18 protein-coding genes are annotated in these 19,270 nt (G+C 70.8%); 10 read left to right on the forward strand and 8 right to left on the reverse strand.

The features are described from left to right. Positions 1–9 precede the first annotated feature (9 nt). Both FOF48_RS02010 and FOF48_RS02015 read left to right on the forward strand, forming a co-directional pair. On the forward strand, positions 10–1,557 hold the full coding sequence (locus FOF48_RS02010; protein ID WP_143898172.1) for a radical SAM protein: 1,548 nt from the start codon (positions 10–12) through the stop codon (positions 1,555–1,557). Positions 1,558–1,656: 99 nt separating this feature from the next. Further along, entirely contained in the window at positions 1,657–2,595 is a 939-nt protein-coding gene (locus FOF48_RS02015) for a hypothetical protein (protein ID WP_143898174.1), read from the forward strand. Between the two features lie 10 nt (positions 2,596–2,605). Here the strand turns inward: FOF48_RS02015 and FOF48_RS02020 are convergent, their stop codons facing one another. Both FOF48_RS02020 and FOF48_RS02025 read right to left on the reverse strand, forming a co-directional pair. Continuing rightward, positions 2,606–3,208 carry a hypothetical protein gene (locus FOF48_RS02020; protein WP_235685293.1) on the reverse strand — a complete coding sequence of 201 codons (603 nt, stop codon included), beginning with the start codon at positions 3,206–3,208 and terminating at the stop codon, positions 2,606–2,608. Positions 3,209–3,234: 26 nt separating this feature from the next. Then, entirely contained in the window at positions 3,235–3,786 is a 552-nt protein-coding gene (locus FOF48_RS02025; protein ID WP_186001729.1) for a DUF4920 domain-containing protein, read from the reverse strand. An 89-nt stretch (positions 3,787–3,875) separates the two neighbouring features. Here FOF48_RS02025 and FOF48_RS02030 point away from each other — a divergent pair, with 89 nt between their 5' ends. Together FOF48_RS02030 and plsY are read left to right on the forward strand one after the other, a co-directional pair. Further along, the gene (locus FOF48_RS02030) at positions 3,876–4,307 is read left to right on the forward strand and encodes a DUF2752 domain-containing protein (protein WP_143898180.1); all 432 of its coding nucleotides are present in this window, start codon (positions 3,876–3,878) and stop codon (positions 4,305–4,307) included. A gap of 21 nt (positions 4,308–4,328) precedes the next feature. After that, the gene (plsY, locus tag FOF48_RS02035; protein WP_143898182.1) at positions 4,329–4,907 is read left to right on the forward strand and encodes a glycerol-3-phosphate 1-O-acyltransferase PlsY; all 579 of its coding nucleotides are present in this window, start codon (positions 4,329–4,331) and stop codon (positions 4,905–4,907) included. Here plsY and FOF48_RS02040 read toward each other — a convergent pair. The 3 genes from FOF48_RS02040 to FOF48_RS02050 form a co-directional block, all read right to left on the reverse strand. Next, complete coding sequence (locus FOF48_RS02040; RefSeq protein WP_143898184.1) at positions 4,833–6,062, reverse strand: class I SAM-dependent RNA methyltransferase; 1,230 nt, start codon at positions 6,060–6,062, stop codon at positions 4,833–4,835. The two genes, plsY and FOF48_RS02040, sit on opposite strands and share 75 nt — an antisense overlap. Positions 6,063–6,115: 53 nt before the next feature. After that, complete coding sequence (locus tag FOF48_RS02045; RefSeq protein WP_143898186.1) at positions 6,116–6,400, reverse strand: antibiotic biosynthesis monooxygenase; 285 nt, start codon at positions 6,398–6,400, stop codon at positions 6,116–6,118. 108 nt (positions 6,401–6,508) lie between these two features. Continuing rightward, positions 6,509–9,586, reverse strand: coding sequence for a DNA translocase FtsK 4TM domain-containing protein (locus FOF48_RS02050; RefSeq protein ID WP_143898187.1), 3,078 nt, complete (start codon positions 9,584–9,586; stop codon positions 6,509–6,511). A 192-nt stretch (positions 9,587–9,778) separates the two neighbouring features. Between FOF48_RS02050 and FOF48_RS02055 the strand changes: the two genes are divergently transcribed. From FOF48_RS02055 to gatB, 4 genes are read left to right on the forward strand one after another with little or no spacing between them, the layout of a single operon-like run. Next, positions 9,779–10,114 (forward strand): zf-TFIIB domain-containing protein, encoded by a 336-nt coding sequence (locus tag FOF48_RS02055; protein ID WP_143898189.1) that lies wholly within the window; start codon positions 9,779–9,781, stop codon positions 10,112–10,114. 29 nt (positions 10,115–10,143) lie between these two features. Continuing rightward, the gene (gene gatC / locus FOF48_RS02060; RefSeq protein WP_143898191.1) at positions 10,144–10,431 is read left to right on the forward strand and encodes an Asp-tRNA(Asn)/Glu-tRNA(Gln) amidotransferase subunit GatC; all 288 of its coding nucleotides are present in this window, start codon (positions 10,144–10,146) and stop codon (positions 10,429–10,431) included. Positions 10,432–10,437: 6 nt separating this feature from the next. Then, entirely contained in the window at positions 10,438–11,904 is a 1,467-nt protein-coding gene (gatA, locus tag FOF48_RS02065; protein WP_143898193.1) for an Asp-tRNA(Asn)/Glu-tRNA(Gln) amidotransferase subunit GatA, read from the forward strand. A gap of 27 nt (positions 11,905–11,931) precedes the next feature. Next, the gene (gatB, locus tag FOF48_RS02070; protein WP_143898195.1) at positions 11,932–13,377 is read left to right on the forward strand and encodes an Asp-tRNA(Asn)/Glu-tRNA(Gln) amidotransferase subunit GatB; all 1,446 of its coding nucleotides are present in this window, start codon (positions 11,932–11,934) and stop codon (positions 13,375–13,377) included. Here gatB and FOF48_RS02075 read toward each other — a convergent pair. Continuing rightward, on the reverse strand, positions 13,374–14,429 hold the full coding sequence (locus tag FOF48_RS02075; protein ID WP_143898197.1) for a carbon-nitrogen hydrolase family protein: 1,056 nt from the start codon (positions 14,427–14,429) through the stop codon (positions 13,374–13,376). The genes gatB and FOF48_RS02075 overlap by 4 nt on opposite strands. A 95-nt stretch (positions 14,430–14,524) precedes the next feature. Between FOF48_RS02075 and FOF48_RS02080 the strand changes: the two genes are divergently transcribed. Next, a complete protein-coding gene (locus FOF48_RS02080) occupies positions 14,525–15,463 on the forward strand; it encodes a hypothetical protein (protein WP_143898199.1) in 939 nt (312 codons plus the stop codon). Here FOF48_RS02080 and FOF48_RS02085 read toward each other — a convergent pair. Continuing rightward, the gene (locus FOF48_RS02085; RefSeq protein ID WP_143898201.1) at positions 15,456–16,418 is read right to left on the reverse strand and encodes an isopenicillin N synthase family oxygenase; all 963 of its coding nucleotides are present in this window, start codon (positions 16,416–16,418) and stop codon (positions 15,456–15,458) included. The genes FOF48_RS02080 and FOF48_RS02085 overlap by 8 nt on opposite strands. Positions 16,419–16,593: 175 nt before the next feature. Between FOF48_RS02085 and FOF48_RS02090 the strand changes: the two genes are divergently transcribed. After that, on the forward strand, positions 16,594–18,627 hold the full coding sequence (locus FOF48_RS02090; protein WP_143898203.1) for a serine/threonine-protein kinase: 2,034 nt from the start codon (positions 16,594–16,596) through the stop codon (positions 18,625–18,627). A gap of 24 nt (positions 18,628–18,651) precedes the next feature. On the opposite strand, the gene FOF48_RS02095 is transcribed toward FOF48_RS02090, so the two are convergent. Next, the gene (locus tag FOF48_RS02095; protein WP_143898205.1) at positions 18,652–19,014 is read right to left on the reverse strand and encodes a hypothetical protein; all 363 of its coding nucleotides are present in this window, start codon (positions 19,012–19,014) and stop codon (positions 18,652–18,654) included. Positions 19,015–19,270 lie beyond the last annotated feature (256 nt).

Consider the following 19,270-nt stretch of genomic DNA (forward strand, 5'->3'; position numbering starts at 1 on the left):
GGGAGGACCATGGAGGGCCGTTACGAACTCATCGAGCACGTCTGCTCGCTTCTGGCGGACGAAGTCGGGACGCTCCGCAAGGAGGCGCCCTACCGGGTCGCGCTCTGCTACCCGAGCCCCTACCACGTGGGCATGAGCTCGCTCGGCTACCAGGCCATCTACCGGGAGGTCCATTCACACCCAGGGGCGACCGCCGAGCGTGTGTTTCTTCCCGATGATGTCGAGACATACAAGAGAACAAGGACGCCATTGTTTACCTGGGAATCCCAGGCTTCGGTGTCTGCCTTTGAAATGCTGGCATTCTCTGTCGCGTATGAGTTGGAGCTCACAGGGCTGTTTACAATGTTGGAGTTGTCTGGTTTGCCGGTTCTTGCTTCCGAGCGAGATGCCAGACATCCGCTGGTGGTGGCGGGGGGCCCGCTGACGTTCTCCAACCCGGATCCGCTGGAGCCCTTCGTGGACGTGCTGGTCCAAGGGGAGGCGGAGGATCTGATCCACGTGCTGCTGGAGGCCGCGGCCTCCATGGAGCGCGAGGCCCTGTTGGATCACCTGTCGCGGATCCCTGGCTTCCGGGTGCCCGGACGGGGCGGTGGGGCGCGCTACCATGTCGCGAAGGCGACGGATGCCCGGCTGCCGGCGCGCACGCAGATCATCACGCCGCACACGGAGCTGCGCTCGATGTTCCTCATCGAGCCGGAGCGGGGATGTTCGCGCGGCTGCCACTACTGCGTCATGCGCCGCACGACGAACGGTGGCATGCGCACCGTGCCCCCGGAGCGCATCCTGTCGCTCATCCCCGAGCACGCCAAGCGCGTGGGGTTGGTGGGGGCGGCGGTGACGGATCATCCGCGCATCGTGGAGTTGCTGCGCACCCTGGTGGACTCGGGGCGCGAGGTGGGGGTGTCGTCCCTGCGCGCGGACCGGCTCACGCAGGAGCTGGTGGATCAGCTCCGGCGGGGTGGGGCGACCAACCTCACGGTGGCCGCGGACGGCGCATCCCAGAAGATGCGCGACCTGGTGGACCGCAAGCACTCCGAGGAGCAGATCGTCCGCGCGGCCCAGTTCGCCCGCACGGCGGGCATGAAGCAGCTCAAGGTCTACAACGTGGTGGGCCTGCCGCACGAGGAGGACGCGGACATCGACGAGCTGATCCGCTTCACCACGGAGCTGTCGCGGATCCTCCCGGTGGCCCTGGGGGTCGCGCCCTTCGTGGCCAAGCGCAACACGCCGCTGGACGGAGCGCCCTTCGCGGGCCTGCGCGAGGTGGAGAACAAGCTGGAGCGGCTGCGCAAGGGGTTGCGCGGGAGGGCGGAGGTCCGGCCCACGTCCGCGCGCTGGGCCTGGGTGGAGTACATGCTGGCGCAGTGCGGTCCGGAGGCGGGGCTCGCGGCGATGGACGCCTGGCGTGCTGGAGGGAGCTTCGCCGCGTGGAAGCGGGCCTTCCAGGAGCGAGGGTGCGAGCCGTACATGGCCCGCCGGGTGGAGGACGGACGGCGCCAGCCCACGGTGTGGCCCATCGTCCCGGGCCGCCCCCCTCTCCAGCCGTCCGCCGCCTGACGGGGCCCGCGAAGGCCGTATTCGCCGGGCCCCGCTTTCCGCTAGAAGACGGCCAGCGGGGCCGATGGCCGGCACTCGCATGGCCTCGGAGCGCATCTGGTGAGCACGCAGCGCGTGGAAAAGTCGTGGCAGAAGACGGGCCTCAAGGACTACTCGACGGAGGCCCTGCTGGGCACGCTGGGGCACTACGGTGTCCCCGTGAGCGAGGAGGACTACCGCAAGCTGGCGGAGTCGGCCTACCCGCTCGGCATCGCCCAGCAGTGGGCGGGCAAGTGGAAGGGCACCGGCCCCTTCAAGGACTACGTCGTGGCCGCGGCCGTGGAGCTGTGGCGCCGGTGGATGCCGGACCGCGTGTCCCCCCAGGACTTCACCCAGGGGCTGGCGACGCTGATGCAGGTGCTGGTCCACAAGCTCAACGGCGCCAAGGAGGCCCCGGCGGCCTCCGCCTTCGAGCACGTGAAGTCCCTGCGCTCGAAGCTGACGGTGGATGACAAGGGCGTGCTGCCCGCGCCGTTCCTCCAGGAGGCGCTGGCGCCCTTCTCCGAGAAGGACGCCGAGCTGTTCGACAGCCTGGCGGAGTCGCTGGCCGCCCAGGGCCACCTGGACGACGCGGCGGCGTTCGCCGACGTGGAGGAGTTCCTGCTGCCCGACCGCCGCGGCATCTCCCAGGCGGTGGTCCGCGCCGCGAAGGGCGAGCGCGAGCCGGCCATCCAGGACCTGAAGAACCTCATCCACGACACGGCGCGCGCGCCCATCTCGCGGCTGCTGGCGGTGGACGGCCTCATCCACCTGCAGGCGTGGATTGACGCGTCCGTCGAGGGCCGCGGCCTGCTGGCGGAGGCGGAGAAGGCCAGCGACATCCACCTGGCGCTCGACCTGGTGCCCCGCCTGGAGCACGTCTTCAAGCAGCAGAACGACCGGTCCGCGCTCCTGGAGCTGATGGGCACGCAGGAGCGGCTGGAGGCGCTGCACGACAAGATGCACCCGGGCCACCGGGCGCACCGTCACCAGCACGCGCAGCCCCAGCGCCGTCGCTAGGCGCGCGGGCTCACGTCCCCGTGCGCTGGGGGCCCTGGGACCCCGGGGCCTCGGGCGCTTCGGGGGGCCTGGCTTCGGAGGCCTTCGGACCTTCCGCGTCCGGCGTCGCGGGCCGCTCGGCGCTCGGGCGCTTGAGCTTCACGGTCGTCACGCCGGGCACTCCTTCCGCCACGTCCCGCACCGGCACCACGGCGCCCACCGTGGTGTAGCGGATGGCGCCGGTCTGGGTGAAGGCGTGCTTGAGGGCGTACTCGCGGGCGCGGGGGAGGAACCACTCCCGCACCCGGGGCAGCGGCAGCGCGTGCAGCTCGCCCTGCGTGAGGAACACGTACAGCATCAGGTCCGCGCCGCTGTAGAGGAAGCAGCCCGGGGTGTCCTTCTCCAGGTTGGAGACCAGCTCGAAGAAGTAGCGGCGGCGGGTGGCCTGACGGTCTCCCTTCACCTCGATGCCGCGCACCTCTCCGGAGGGCAGCTCCCAGAGCAGATCCACGCCACGGTGCTGGAAGCGGGGATCCAACTGCACGTCGTGCACGCGCGAGCCGGGCTCCGTCTCCAGGAGCCACGCGCGGGCGTGCTGCACGGCGCGGTCGGCCGCGCCCTGCACTCCGCGCATGCTGAAGCTGCGGCCTCCCATCGCGGCTAGCGGCGCAGCTCGACGCCGGAGGCCACGAGCTGGACTTCGCGCGGCTTGCCGTCGGTGCCGCGCGGGACGATGGCGCCCTCCGCCTCGTAGTGCTTCGCGTGGGCGTCGCTCAGCTCCGCGACCTTCACCACGCCCTCCACGCGCGCCTGAGAACCCGCGGAGTCCAGCGGGACGAAGAAGCCGTAGTCCTTGAACGTCACGCGCACGCCGGGGCTCTTGGCGTCCTGCGCCAGCTCCATCCAGCAGCCCTTCTTCTCGCAGGCCTTGCGCACCTGGCCCTCCACGCGCACGACCTTCCCGTCGTGGGCCTGGGGCTTCGCGAGCAGCTCCGACAGCTTCACCGTCGGCTCGCCCTTCAGGGCCTCGCCCCGGGTGAGCGTCCAGCCGGTGTTCGCGGCCTGGGTGGCCTCGGGCGCCTTGGCCTCGGCGGGGTGATGGCAGTCGCTCGACGCGGCGGCGGCCTTGGCGGGCGCGGGCGTCTTCTCCGCGGCGAGGGCCACGAGGGGAACGGCGACCAACGTCACGAGGGCGGTGCGGAGCATGTGCATGCCCGTTCGCTTAGCCCAGGTTTCCGCGCCCGGGCAAGGCACCCCTTCCATCCTTCCGGCTTGTCCCGCACACTCGGCGCGAGGTGCGCATGAAGGTCACCATCCCCGCTCCCAACCGCCGGTTGGGTACATTCGAATGGCTCGGGCTCGTAGGGCTCGGGGGACTCCTGGTGGGGCGCTACATCCCCGTGGCCCGGCTCATCCCGTTCTGGGGCTGTGTGCTGCGCCAGCATACAGGCTGGCCCTGCCTGGGCTGTGGGCTCACCCGGGTGGCGGACCGCGTCGCGCACTTCAACATCCCGGGCGCCTGGGAGGCCAATCCCCTGGGCACCGTGTGCGCGCTGTTGTTCGCGCTGGCCGCCGTGGCGACGGTGCTGCACTTCCTCTTCGCGCTGCCCATTCCGGAGGTGACGCTGGAAGAGCGCGAGTGGCGGTGGGTGCGCATCGCGTTCCCGCTGGTGTTGCTCGCCAATTACGCCTACGTCGTGGTGCACACCCGTTTCCCGCACCTGCTGTCGTAGGACCGCGCTCCCTTCTCCTCCGTGCTCTCCGCCTTCCTCCTGCTGGGCTACCTCTGCGGCTCCGTCCCCTTTGGCGTGCTGCTGACGCGGTGGGTGCGCGGGGTGGACGTGCGCGCCAGCGGCAGCGGCAACATCGGCGCGACCAACGTCACGCGCGTCGCCGGCAAGAAGCTGGGCGCGGTGGTGCTGCTGCTGGACGCGCTCAAGGCCGTGCTGCCCGTGGCGCTCGCCGTGTACTGGATGCCCGGGGATGCGCGGGCGCATGTGCTGGTGGGGCTGGCCGCGGTGCTGGGCCACGTGTACCCGGTGTGGCTCAAGCTCCAGGGCGGCAAGGGCGTGGCCTCCGCGCTGGGCGTGCTGGTCGTGCTGGTGCCCGAGGCGGCGCTCGCCGGAGCCATCATCTACGGCCTGGTGGTGGCGCGGTGGCGGGTGAGCTCCGTGGGCTCGCTGTCCGCCGCGGTCGTCGCCATCGTGACCGCGTTCCTCACCGCGCACGCCCGCGAGTACGTGCTGCTCACCGCGGGCCTATTCGTCCTGATGCTCTGGACGCACCGGAGCAACCTCCAGCGACTCGCCCGGCGCACCGAGCACCGGCTTTGAGCCGGGGGGCAGGGGCGGGGCGCGGTAGCCCAGGAGCGTGCACGGGATGGGGCCATTCCACACGTCGCGCCGGGCCATGGGGCGCGCGTGGAAGGCGCTCTCGAAGGCGGGGTTGCCGGACAGCACCCACACGCGCCAGCCCGGCAGCGCGCGCAGCGAGTCACCCAGCTTGAAGTAGAAGGTCTTCATGCCCTTCTGGCCGCCGGAGCCGAGCCGGTCGCCGTAGGGCGGGTTGGTGAGGATGAGCCCGCCCCCGTCCGGCAGGGGCGGCAGCTTCGTCGCGTCCCCTTCCGCGAGGGTGATCTCCTCGCCCAGCCGCGCCGCCTTCACGTTGCGGTCCGCGGCCTCCAGGGCCTCGTCGCTCTTGTCGAAGCCGAGGATGGGGACCTCCACCTTGCGCTCGTTGCGCCGCGCGTCCGCGCGCAGGTCCGCGAGCAGCTCCTTCGCGCGGAGGCCCAGGTGCGGCCAGCGCTCCACCGCGAAGCTCCGGTTGATGCCCGGGGCGCGCTTGCGCGCGATGAGGCCGCCCTCGATGACGAGCGTGCCCGAGCCGCACATCGGATCCACCAGGGCCTCCGTGCCGGTGTAGCCCGCCGCGCGCAGCAGGGCCGCCGCCAGGTTCTCCTTCAGGGGCGCGGGGGTGGGGCGCACGCGGTAGCCGCGCCGGTGCAGCGGCTCACCGCACAGGTCCAGGGAGAGGGACAGCTTCTCCTTCACCAGGTGCGCCACCACGGACACGTCCGGGTTGCGCGTGTCCACGTCCGGCCGCGAGCCCAGCTTGCCGCGCAGGCGGTCCACGATGGCGTCCTTCACCTTCAGCGCCACGAAGCCCGAGTGCGCGTGCTCGGTGTCCTTCAGGTTCGCGTCCACCGCGAACGTCACGTTCGTCGTGAGGTGCTCCTCCCACGGCACGCTGGCGACGGCGTCGTAGAGGCCCTGGGCGCCGGGGGCGTCGAACTCGCCCAGCGGGTAGAGGACGCGCATGGCGATGCGGGACCAGAGGCAGACGTTGAGGGCCTCGTCGAGCGCGGCCATGAAGCGCACGCCGCCCCGGTCCTGGCGGATGCGCTTCGCGCCGAGCTCCTTCAGCTCCTCGGCCAGCAGGTCCTCGGTGCCGCGAGCGGCGGTGGCGAATAGGGCAAGACGTTCAGCCATGGTGCACCGCCCTTAGACGACCCCGGGGCGATTGGGAACTGGCAACACGGCCTTCAGGTGCCCACGACCTCGTACAACGTGAAGGTGGCGCCCTCCTGGGACGCGCTGGCCCCCTTCGCCCGCTGGAAGTCCTCCGACTGGAAATAGGCCTTCATGGCCTCGCGGTCCCTCCAGCGGGTGACGAGCAGGATTTCAGGCGAGGGCTCGAACGAGCGCAGCACCTCCAGGCCCAGGAAGCCCGGGTAGCCGTCCACGCGCCGCGAGCGCTCCTGGAGGCGGTGGACCCAGCCCTCCGCGTCCTGGGGCGACGTCCGGAAGCGGGAGATGGCGACAATCATTCGGGGGGCCCGGGAAGGAGAGCGGGGGCGCCCGGAGCTGCTCCGGAACGCCCCCGAGGGGAAAACCTCCGGGGACGGGTGCCCGTTCCCCGGCTTCGCCCTGACGGGCTACATCGCCCCGGCGCCGGGCATGTCGCCCAGGCCGCGCAGCAGCACCTCGCGGGGCTTGGCGCCGTCCGCGGGGCCCACCACGCCGTCGCGCTCCATGCGCTCAATCATGCGCGCCGCGCGGTTGTAGCCGATGCGCATCTTGCGCTGGAGCATGGAGATGGAGACGGAGCGCATCTCGCTGACCGCCGCGAGCGCCTGGTCGTAGAGCTCGTCGGACAGCTCGTCCTCCTCGCCCCCGCCCTCCACGTCCTCGTCGCGCGGCTTGAGGATGGACTCGTCGAAGACGGGCTTGCCCTGGGCCTTGAGGTGGTCCACCGCCTTCTTGATTTCGTGCTCGGAGACGTAGGCGCCGTGCACGCGCTGCAGGTGGGCGCTCGTCGGGGGCATGATGAGCATGTCGCCCATGCCCAGCAGGGCCTCCGCGCCCACCGTGCCGAGGATCGTCATCGAGTCCGGCTTCGAGCGCAGCATGAAGCTGATGCGCGTGGGGAAGTTGGCCTTGATGATGCCGGTGACGACGTCCGTGGACGGACGCTGCGTCGCGACCATCAGGTGGATGCCCGCCGCGCGCGCCATCTGCGCGAGGCGCGCCACGTACGTCTCCACCTCGCGGCTGGCGACCATCATCAGGTCCGCGAGCTCGTCGATGATGACCACGATGTAGGGCAGCTTCTTGAGCTCCTTCTTGTCGGCGGGCGCCGCCTCGGCCTGCGGGGCCCCGTCGGCGTCATCCTCCTCGAACTCCGCGTCCACCTCGCCGTCGGCGTCCAGGCCGGAGGCGGCGTCGGAGACGATGGCTTCGCGCAGGTCCTCGTCATCCTCGCGCGGTGCGGCCACGCCCAGGCCGTCGCTGGCGGAAGCGGAGGCCTGCGCCGTGCTGCCTTCCACGTCCACGACGAACATCTTCTTGGGCTTCGCCTTCTTCTTCGCGGCGGGCGCGGCGGCGGGCTTCTCCTCCGACGCCTGGGTCTCCACCAGCTTGTTGAAGCCGGCGATGTTGCGCACGCCCGCCTCGGACAGCATCTGGTAGCGGCGCTCCATCTCCTCCACCGCCCAGCGCAGCGCGAGCGCGGCCTTCTTGGGGTCGGTGACGACGGGGAGCAGCAGGTGCGGGATGCCCTCGTACACGGAGAGCTCCAGCATCTTCGGGTCCACCATGATGAAGCGGACCTCCTCGGGCGTGGCCTTGAGGAGGATGCTCATGATCATCGAGTTCACCGCCACGGACTTGCCGGAGCCGGTGGTGCCCGCGATGAGCAGGTGGGGGGCCTTCACCAGGTCGAAGACGTACGGCATGCCTTCGATGTCCTTGCCCACGCACATGGTGAGCTTGCTGCTGCTCTTCTGGAACGTGTCCTGTTCGGCGATCTCCTTGAGGAACACCGTCTCGCGGTCGCGGTTGGGGACCTCGATGCCCACCACGCCCTTGCCGGGGATGGGGGCGACGATGCGCACGCGCATGGCCTCCATCGCCATGGCCAGGTCGTCCTGGAGCGCGGCGATCTTGCTGACCTTGATGCCGGGCCCGGGCAGGAACTCGTACATGGTGACGACGGGGCCGGGGCGGATCTCCACCACCTCGCCCACGATGCCGAAGTCCGCGAGCTTCGCGCGCAGCTTCTCCGCCGTGACGAGGAAGGCGTCCTTGTCCAGCGCGGAGCGCTCCTTCTTGTCCGCCTCCAGCACGTCCAGGGGCGGCAGCGAGAAGCTCTTGCGGTCCCCCACGAACTCGAACTGGTCCTGCGGCCGCTTCACGGCGGTGGGCTTGGGCGGCGCCTTGGGCTCCACGATGAGCGGCATGCGCGCCAGCGCGGCGGGGGGCGCGGGGATGAGGGCATTGCCCGGCGCGGCGGCCGAGGGCTTCTCCGCCACCACGGGCTTCTGGACGGGCTCGGCCACCGGGGGCGCGAGCGCCGCGGCGGGCACGGGCGGGGTGGACGGGGCGGAGGGCGGGGTGACGATCTGCGGGGTCTTGCGCGGACGGCGCGGCGGCTCGGCGGCCTCCGCGTTCGCGGGCAGCTGCGGCTGGGGCGCGAGGAAGGACGCGGCCCAGGCGGGATCCGCGCCCGGCGAGCGGCGCTCGGCGCGCTCCGGGGGCAGGGAGGGCTGCTCTTCCGGCGCGTCGTCCTCTTCCGGCAGCTCGTCGCGGGCGGTCTTCTTCTCCAGCTTCTCGCGCTCGCGCTGCTCCTTGAGCGCCTTCTTCGCGTTGGCGGCCTGCTCCTTCTCGTTCTGCCGGGCCAGGCGGACGGCCTCCTCGGCCAGGCTCTCCGCCTCGGCGGCTTCGGCTTCCTCGGCCAGCCGCTCGGCCTCGGAGAGCTCCTCCTCCTCGGCCTCCAGCTCCGCGAGGAACGCGGCCTCCTCTTCCTTCTCCTGCGCGAGCCGCTCCTGGCGGGCCGCGTAGTTGACCTTCTGCTGCTCCCAGAAGACGTGCGCGGCCTCGGAGAGGCGGCGGCCCAGCACGGTGAGGCCGGCCCACACCAGCGAGCACAGCTTGAAGAACGTGTACTGCGTGCCCACGATGAGCGCCGCCGCGCTGATGGCGGTGACGAGGATGATGGTGCCGACGGTGGAGAACATCCCCTCCATCAGGCCGCCCAGGCCCGCGCCCAGGGCGCCGCCGGGCGGGTGGGCCCAGCCCCGGTCCTTGGCGAACATGAGCTGCGCGAGCACGGACACGCTGCACGTGAGCAGCGCCAGGGAGATGACCTGCGGCAGGCGGCGGCGCTCGCGGTTGCCCACGAAGAGCACCACGGCGGTGTAGATGCCGCCCACGGGGATGAGGTACGCGCACACGCCCAGCGCGCCGCGCAGGGTCTCCGCGATGAGGTGCCCCATGGGGCCCACCGCGTTGTGGAAGCCGGGCCCGACCCGGTCGTGCGCGTCGAACGTGGCGACCGCCAGCAAGGCCAGCAGCGAGGCGGCCAGGATGAAGACGCCCACGAGCGCCCGCTTGGCCGGACTGGCCGCGCCCGGCGCCTTCATCTTCTTGTTCGCGAGTGCCTTGCGGCGGCTCGCGATCTCCTGTCGGGACAGGACTGTCTTCTCCGCCCGACCACCCTTCTTGGCCGCTGTCATGGACCCCTGGTTCCCTCTGCCCGATTCCAGCCGCGTAGCGAGCTGTAGCAATCCGCCCGGCGAGAATAGGGAGGGAGGAGGCGGGGTCAATTTTCCGGCAGGCATCCGAGAGGGCGGGACAGGGCCTACATTTCGGGCGCACCCCCCTGGCGACAGGGTTATGGTGCCTGCCGCCAAGGAGAACCCAAGACCATGTCCGACCTGCACCCTGACAAGCCCTCCCACAACGAAGACGACTACTTCGCGCGTGAGGAGATCGAAGTGAAGCGCAAGCTCGCCCTCCAGCAGGCCCAGGAGACGGCGGCCCAGCAGCGCGAGGCGCTCAAGCAGCTGCACTACATGAAGTGCCCCAAGTGCGGCATGGACCTGCAGACGCTCAAGCAGGGCAACGTGGAGCTGGAGAGCTGCTTCAACTGCCACGGCGTCTGGCTGGACGCGGGCGAGCTGGAGCAGATCGTGAAGAACCACGGCCACGATGGCGGCGGCAAGGTGATGGGCGCCATCCTCAACCTGTTCAAGCGTTCGTAGTCCCGCCCTTTTTGGGAGGAGGCTTCCCCATGGCCCTCACGCTCGAGCAGGTCCGGCACGTGGCCACCCTGGCGCGGCTGTCGCTGACGCCGCAAGAGGAGGAGCGCTACGCCACCCAGCTGTCCCGGGTCCTGGACGCGGTGGCGGAGCTGGAAGCGCTCGATGTGAGCCAGGTGGAGCCCACCTCCCACGCGACGCTCGCGTCCTCGCTGCTGCGCGAGGACGTGCTGCGGCCGTCGCTGCCCCCGGAAGCCGGGCTCGCCAACGCGCCCGCGAAGGTGGGCAGCGCCTTCGCCGTCCCGAAGATCCTGGAGTAGCCCGCCATGTCGTCGACGCTCACCGACCTGTCGATGCTGGAGCTCGGGGCGAAGCTGGCCGCCCGTGAGGTGTCCTCCGTGGAGGCCACCCGCGCCAGCCTCGCGCGCATCGCCCAGGTCGATCCGAAGGTGCGCGCCTTCCTGCGCGTGGACGAGGCCGGGGCGCTCAAGGCCGCCGAGGCCAGCGACGCGCGCCGTCAGGCGGGCAGCCCGCTGAGCGCGCTCGACGGCGTGCCCGTGGGGCTCAAGGACATCTTCCTCACGGAGGGCCTGGAGACCACCTGTGGCTCGCGCCTGCTGGAGGGCTTCGTCCCGCCCTACGACGCCACCGTGGTGCGCCTGTTGAAGGAGGCGGGGCTGCCGCTGCTGGGCAAGCTGAACATGGACGAGTTCGCGATGGGCTCGTCCAACGAGTCGAGCGCCTACTTTCCTACGCACAACCCCTGGGACCTGACGCGCACGCCGGGAGGGTCCTCCGGAGGGTCCGCCGCGGCGGTGGCGGCGCGCGAGGTGTTCGGCGCGCTGGGCACGGACACCGGCGGCTCCATCCGCCAGCCCGCGGGGTTCACCAACACCGTGGGGCTCAAGCCCACCTATGGCCGGGTGTCGCGCTACGGCGTCATCGCCTACGCCTCGTCGTTGGATCAGCCCGGCCCCATGGCGCGCACGGTGGGGGACACCGCGGCGCTCTTCCAGCTCATCGCGCGGCATGATCCGCTGGACTCCACCTCCGCGGACGTGGAGACGCCGGACTGCCTCACGGGCCTGGAGGACGGGGTGCGCGGCCTCAGGCTGGGCGTGCCGCGCGAGTACTTCTCCGACGGCATGGACCCGGAGGTGGCGGGCACGCTGCGCGCGTCGCTGGAGGAGCTGGAGAAGCTGGGCGCGACGCTGGTGGACATCTCCCTGCCGCACACGAAGTACGCGCTGGCCACGTACTACCTGCTGGCCTCCTCGGAGGCCTCCAGCAACCTGGCCCGCTACGACGGCATCCGCTACGGGCAGCGGGCGAAGGACGCGCGGGGGCTCAAGGAGCTGTACACGCAGACGCGGGGGCAGGGCTTTGGCGCGGAGGTGAAGCTGCGCATCATGCTGGGCACCTACGCGCTGTCCGCCGGCTACTACGACGCCTACTACCTGCGCGCGCAGAAGGTCCGCACGCTCATCCGCGAGGACTTCACGCGGGCCTTCGGACAGGTGGACGCCATCGTGTCGCCCACGTCCCCGGTGCCCGCGTTCAAGTTGGGCGACAAGGTGGGCGACCCGCTGTCCATGTACCTGATGGACGTCTACACGCTGCCATGCAACCTGGCGGGCCTGCCCGGCCTGTCCGTGCCGTGCGGCTTCACGCAGGGCGGGCTGCCGGTGGGGATGCAGCTCCTGGGGCGCCCGTTCGACGAGGCCCGCCTGCTCCGCATCGCCCGCGCCTTCGAGCGCGAGCATGACTTCTTCCGCCGCGCCGTCCCCGTCTAGCGGGCGCGAGGCAAGGGTGACATCGCCATGCCCCTGAGTGATTTCCAGACGGTCATCGGGCTCGAGGTCCACGCGCAGCTGCTCACGCAGTCGAAGATCTTCTGCGGCTGCTCCACCGCGTTCGGCGCCGAACCCAACCACCACACCTGCCCGGTGTGCCTGGGCATGCCCGGCGTGCTGCCGGTGCTCAACCAGCGCGTGGTGGAGTACGCGGTGCGCGCGGGGCTGGCGCTCGGGTGCTCGGTGAAGCCGACGAGCGTGTGGAGCCGGAAGAACTACTTCTACCCGGACCTGCCCAAGGGCTACCAGATCACCCAGTACGACCAGCCCATCTGCGAGTGGGGCGAGCTGGTCATCGACACGCCCTCCGGGGAGAAGACGGTGCGCGTGCGGCGCATCCACCTGGAGGAGGACGCGGGCAAGAGCGTGCACGACGCGTCCGCGTCCGCGGGCCAGAGCCTGGTGGACCTGAACCGCGCGGGCGTGCCGCTGATGGAGATCGTCAGCGAGCCGGACCTGCGCGACGCGGACGAGGCGGTGGAGTACCTCAAGGCGCTGCGCGACGTGCTGGTGTACCTGGGCGTCAACGACGGCAACCTGGAGGAGGGCAGCTTCCGCTGCGACGCCAACGTGTCGGTGATGCCGAAGGGCTCCACCACCTACGGGCAGCGCTGCGAGCTGAAGAACCTCAACTCGTTCCGCTTCCTCAAGCAGGCCATCGAGTACGAGGCGGCGCGGCAGGTGGACGTCCTCGAGTCCGGCGGCAAGGTGCAGCAGGAGACGCGCCTCTGGGACGTGAACAAGGGCGTCACCCGGTCGATGCGCTCCAAGGAGGACGCGCACGACTACCGCTACTTCCCGGAGCCGGACCTGCCGCCGCTGCGCGTGTCGGACGCGCTGCGGGATTCGCAGCGTCAGTCCCTGCCGGAGCTGCCGCGCGCCAAGCGCACGCGGTTCATCAGCGAGTACGGGCTGCCGGCCTACGACGCGCGCATCCTCACCGCCGAGCGCCCGCTGGCCGACTTCTTCGAGGCCTGCGCCGCGCACGTGTCGGACGCGAAGAAGCTCTCCAACTGGTTCCTGGGCGAGCTGAGCCGCCTGCTCAAGGAAGAGGGCACGCCGCTGTCCGCGCTGCGCTTCACGCCGGCGCAGTTGGGGGAGCTGCTGGCCACGGTGGAGAAGGGCACGGTGTCCGCGAACGCGGCGAAGGACGTGCTCGGGGAGATGTTCCGCACCGGCCGGGCGCCAGCGGACATCATCGCGGAGAAGGGCCTCGCGCAGGTGAGCGACGTGGGCGCGGTGGAGGCGGTGGTGGACGACATCCTCGCGAAGAACGCGGGCGAGGTGGAGAAGTACAAGGCCGGCAAGAAGAGCGTGTATGGCTTCTTCGTGGGCCAGGTGATGAAGGCGATGAAGGGCAAGGGCAACCCTGGCCTCGTCAACGAGCTGCTCAAGAAGAAGCTGGGGGACTAGCGGGGGACGGTGACGTGGAGCACGTCCTCGCCGCGTGGATCCGCGGCCTGGGCGAGCACGTGCACGTCGTCCGGTCCCCGTCTCTCCAGGATGAGGGAGGGGGCTTCGAAGGTGTTGTCGAAGAAGCCTCCGGTGAGCTGCGGGTTCACCGCGTAGCGCACGCGCTTCAGGGTTCGCAGCTGCGTGAAGAGGCCCTCGTTGAACCACTGCTCACGGCGCAGCTGCGACTCGCCCGGCGCGTTGAACGCCCAGGGCGCGTCCCAGGCCCACGCGTTGGCGGACGGCTGCGCGAGCACGTCCACGCCCAGCGCGTCCAGGTACTGCGCGCACGGCACGAACCACGGCTCGCCCGACGTGTGCGGCTCCCGGAAGCCGTCGTAGCAGACGAGCGTGCCCAGCCTGCCGAAGGGCGTGTCCAGCACGGGAAGGTCCTCCGGACGGCCAGGGCTCAGGTGCAGCACGTCCTCCTGCGTGGGCACCAGGTTCACCTTGCGCGTGACGCCCACGCAGTGCCCCTCCGGTGAGAACGTGTAGCTGGTGTTGAAGGTGCGCGCGCCCGCGGGTTCGTACTCGGGCGTGTCCGGGCCCAGGCGGTTGGTGGGGAGCAACGCGCTGCCCGCCACCACCCACAGCCCGAAGTCGCGTGCGATGCCGGAGAAGGTCTCGAACATGGCCCGGTGCACGCGGGGCGCCACCGTGGCGTAGAGGCACTCCTCCAGTGTCGGTGGGCGAAAGGCGCGCCACGTGCGGAACATCTCCCGCCACTCCGCGAGCGCCACGCGCGTCATCGCGCCGTGGGTCGTCTTGCGGCGGCGCACGCGCGACAGGTGGCCCATCAGCCCCAGCGCGGCGCCCACCATCTCCGGCCACACCGCGAGCGCGGGGTTCAGCGGGCGGCCGGAAGCGTCCCGGGCGCGCAGCGCGTCCGCGCGAGCGGCGAGCGCCCGGTGGTGCGAGGCGAACGTCTCCGGCGTGGCGTAGTCGTCGAGCGTGACGCGCGGCTGGATGGCGAACAGGTCGAGGGAGGTGGCCACGGTGGGGGAGGATGGCATCGGCCCTTGGAAGGAGCGAGCCTCGTGGCCATGGACCGTCAGGTTCCGGGAGTGCCGGCGTCGGGGCGCTGCCCGTCAGCGCGGAGGAGGAGCCCGTGACATCCAGGCAGAGGACCCTCGGCATCGAAGTGCGCCCATTCGTCGACGTGGGCGACGCGCTCGCGGGACGGGAGGTGAAGGCCCGGGGCGTGGGACCGGACAACAGCCTCTGGTGGCTCACGGAGGATGAGGAGGAGGTCCTCCACTACGCGGACGCGTGGGACACCTGGGAGCGGTTCGCGCTGCCTCGCGGGGCACCGGCCTTCCATTACATCCAACCGCTTCCCGGGGACGACGTGCTGCTCGTGAACGCGCGGTGCCGCTACCGCTCCGACAAGCAGCACGAGCGCAACGCGCACGTCTATTCGCGGGACGGCACGTGGCTTCGGGAGCTGACCCTGGGGGACGGTATCGCGGACGTGCAGACGACGGCCGACGGGCAGGTCTGGGTCAGCTACTTCGACGAAGGCGTCTTCGGCAACCGGGGTTGGGGCGGCGACGCTTCACGGGTGCCCATCGGCGCGGACGGTCTGGTGCGCTTCGATGCGATGGGGCAGCGGCAGGAGAGCGGCGTGTCGATGGCGCTGGGCCTGGAAGAGCGCATCGTGGACTGCTACGCGCTCAACGTCGCGTCGGAGCAGGAGACCTGGTTCTACAGCTACACGGACTTCCCGCTCGTGCGCATGCGGCCGGGGCGCCCGTCCACGGTCTGGCGGTCGCCAGTGAGAGGGGCGCACGTCATCGTCGTCAGCGACACGCACGTGCTGTTCGGGGGCGGCTACGAGGACGCGCACTCGCTCCAGCTCTTCACGCTGTATGACCGGGGCCACCAGCGCCTGGGGCCCGTGGCCAGCGTCGTGCTCACGGACGAGACGGGACGTCCGTGGCGGCCCACGTGGCTCAAGGGGCGAGGCGCCTGGCTCCACGGCGCGGAAGGGACGCGCCACTTCCGCGTGGACCTGCCGGAGTTGATGGCCCGGGCAGCGGCTACTTGAGGAAGCCCAGCTCGCGCAGGCGCTGCTTGAGGAACGCGTCCGCGGTGATGGGCGGATGGCGCGCGGGGTTGTCCGGCGTCTCCGTCTGCGGCAGCGGCTTCAGCACACAGTCGGAGAACGGGTGCACGAAGAAGGGCATCGAGTAGCGCACGGTGTCCTGCTCCGTGCTGGGCGGGTTCACCACCCGGTGCGTCGTGGACGGAATGGTGCCGTTCATCACGCGGCTGAGCATGTCGCCCGAGTCCACGACGATCTGCCCACGCAGCGTGTCCACGGGGATCCACTCGCCGTCGCGCGTGAGCAGCTCCAGGCCGCCGGACGTGCCCTCGCACAGGAGCGTGATGAAGTTGATGTCCTCGTGCTCCGCGGCACGCACCGCGCCCGGGATGAAGCGGTCCTTCAGCGGCGGGTAGTGGATGAGCCGCAGCACGGAGTTGCCGTCCACCGTCATGTCGCTGAACGTGTTTCGCGCGATGCCCAGATAATCAGCGAGCGCCTGGAGCATCACCGTCGCCGCGTCGTCCAGCTCGCGGTAGAGCGTCAGCGTGTGGTCGCGGAAGGTGGGCACCTCCTCCGGCCAGACGTTGGCGCCGTAGTCGTCGCGGTAGGGGTGGCCCGCGGGCAGCTCGCGGCCCACGTGCCAGAACTCCTTCATGTCCCCCACCTTGCGGTTCTTCGCGTGCTCCTGGCCGAACGCCATGAAGCCGCGCTGGCCCGGGCGCTCCGGCACCGCGTAGCGAGTCTTGGTGGACTCCGGCAGTTGGAAGAAGCGCTCCACGTCCGCGTACGTGCGGCGGATGAGCGCGTCTTCGATGCCGTGTCCTTCCACGGTCACGAAGCCGAACTCCTTGAGCGCGTCGCCAAAGACCTGGACGAAGCGGGCCCGCTCCTCGGGAGTTCCGGAGCGGTAGTGGGACAGGTTCACGGTGGGAATGCGTCGGGCCGAGCGGGACATGCGCGCATCCTATCCGCGTGACACCTTCCTGACACGTCGCAGTCCGCCGCCCAACCGTCACCCCGGCCCCGGGGCGGGGGACCCTCCTCACTTTGCGACAACCACCCTTGTCGGCAGTGGATGCGGGGCTTACCGGATGTGCAGATTGGACAGGGAATTAGGCCAGGGGGGCGGTATGGCCGAGGTCGTGAGGAGCGAGCGCACGTGTTCTGCGTGCGGGCGGAGACATGGCGAGGAGACGTCGTGCGACACGCTCGTCCGGGAGGCGGGTGACGGCGTGGGCGGTGCTGGGGCGGAGCCGGTGGCCCCGTCGATGGTGGAGGAGGTGGATCCGCTGCTGGGGACGCAGATGGGCAGTTTCCGGCTGGTGCGCCGGGTGGGCCGGGGCGGGATGGGCTCTGTCTACCTGGGCGAGCACGTGTCCATTGGCAGCCGGGTGGCGGTGAAGGTGCTGCATGAGCACCTGACGCGCTACCCGGAGCTGGTGCAGCGCTTCCACGCCGAGGCCCGCGCGGTGAACCTCATCGGGCACGAGAACATCGTCAGCATCTTCGACCTCAACGCCGCGGCGCCCAGGCCGTACCTCATCATGGAGTTCCTGGAGGGCGCGCCGCTGTCGGCCTGGGTGGGGACGCCCCTGTCGGCGGGGGCGGTGGTGCCCATGCTGGCCCAGGTGTGTGACGCGCTGCATGCGGCGCACGCGCGGGGCATCGTCCACCGCGACCTGAAGCCGGACAACATCTTCCTGGTGAAGCGCGGGCGGGGGATGCCGTTCGTGAAGGTGCTCGATTTCGGCATCGCGAAGCTGGTGGACGCGAGCATGCCGGAGACGGTGGCGGGCATCATCGTGGGGACGCCGGAGTACATGGCCCCGGAGCAGTCCCTGAGCCGGCGCCTGGACGGCCGCGCGGACCTGTACGCGGTGGGCGTCATCGCCTACCAGCTGCTCACGGGGCGGCTGCCCTTTCCCGACGAGGGCCTCACCGCCCAGCTCGTGGCGCACCAGACGCGGTGGCCGCCGGCTCCTCGAACCATCTGCCCCTCGGTGCCGCCCGCCCTGGAGGCGGTGGTGTTGCGCGCGCTGGCGAAGAGCCCGGAGGATCGCTACGCGAACGCGCTCGCCTTGCGCACCGCGCTGGAGCAGGCCCTGGTCGGGCGCACGCCGCCGCCGCGCGCGGCCGTGGGCAGCCCCCGTCCCGCCGCCACCGCTGATCCGAGCGGCCTCCGGCGGACGCAGCTCCTGGCCCCTCCCGGTCCGCCCGGCGCCATGGGGGGCAGGACCCTGCCGGTGCCCGTGCAGGTGATCCTCCAGCCCGGCACGCAGCCCCGGTCCTTCACGGGCTCCGACCTGTCGCGCGGCGGGGTGTTCCTCCACGCGACGGGGGACCTGCCCCCCCTGTTCGCCCGCGTCCAGGTGGTGCTGCCGCTGTCCACGGGGCCGCTGGTCGTCACGTGCGAGGTGGTGCGCCACGTCTCCCCCGAGCAGGCCCATGCCTGGAGCATGCGCCCGGGCTTTGGCGTCCAGTTCCTCGCGCCCTCGGCCACGCTGAAGGCCCGGGTGGAGCATCACCTTTCGGGCGCCCAGGCCTCGCCGCCGCCGGGTCCCCGGGAGCTCCCGGAGGACGCCGAGGCCGAGCGCGTCCTGGGGACCTACCGAGAGCAGCTGGGCGGGGAGGGAACCCACTACGCGGTGCTGGGACTGGCTCCGGACGTGGAGCTGGAGTCCGCCCGGGAGCGGGCGCGCGAGCTGTGGACCCTCCTGTCCGCGCTGCGGCAACGGTCGCTGTCGCGCGGGCAGCGCGCACGCCTGGAGGCCATGCTGATCCGCGTGCGGGACGCCGGCGACACCCTGGGGGTGCCGCTGCGCCGGGCGCGCTACGACGCCCGGCTGGGCAATCCCCGGGGCGTGGCGCGGTGCCTGGAGGCGGGGCTCACCGCCATCCAGGCGGATGCCCTGCGCCGCGAATACCTGGCCGAGCATCCCCGGTCGGTGGGCACCGCGCGGGTGCACTTCCTCACCGGCAGCGCGCTGGAGCGCGACGGCCAGCTCAAGCGGGCCCTGGAGGCCTATGAGCGGGGGCTCCAGCTGGACCCGCTGGAATGGGAGTTCCAGCAGCGCCGCCGCGTGGTGGACCGGGCGCTGGGCGCGCGGTTGATGGCGCCCCGCAATGAACGAGCCCGATTCCCTGGGGAGGGAACCGGGCCCTGAGTGCGGCGGAGGCCGCGTTCGCGCTCAGTCCGCGAAGGTGCAGGCGGTGCTCAGGCCCGACAGGTGGGCCGAGCACGCCACGAGGGCGGCCGAGAAGGCCTGCTGCTGGCTGGACGACTTGTCAGAACAGCTCTTCACGTCGTTCACGCAGGTAACGTAGGAGTCGAGCTTGTCCTTGTCGGCGTCCGAGCAGCTGTCCAGGCTCTTCTTGCAGGCGTCGCGCTCCGCGTCGGTGGCCTCGCCGGGGTCGGTGATCTCCAGGCCACACTCCTTGGCCTTCTTGACCAGGTCCTTCGACGCGCTCTCGGCGTCGTCGCAGTAGTTGCCACCGCAAGCGGTGAGCGTGAGCGAAGCCATGGCCGCGAGGCCGAACAGGATCTTCTTCATGGTGGTACTCCCCCTCAGGGATGAGGTACAGGTGGATCGCAAACGGCGCGCATCCTAACGCGGCGTCGCTTGCGGTCCAGTGGACTTTATTCCGGGAATTCTATTCAAAAGTAAATAGGGGCGCGGGTGGCGGGCTGATCCGCCAACTGCCTTGACTCCCCCCCGGGTTTCCCGTAAGTCCCGCCGTCTTTTAGCGCGCCGGACGGCCTGCCGTCCGAAATGCGCGTTGGATTCCATGGGTTGACCCAACCCGAAG

This window comes from Corallococcus sp. Z5C101001 (assembly GCF_007352635.1).
GTDB classification, from domain to species: Bacteria; Myxococcota; Myxococcia; order Myxococcales; family Myxococcaceae; genus Corallococcus; species Corallococcus silvisoli.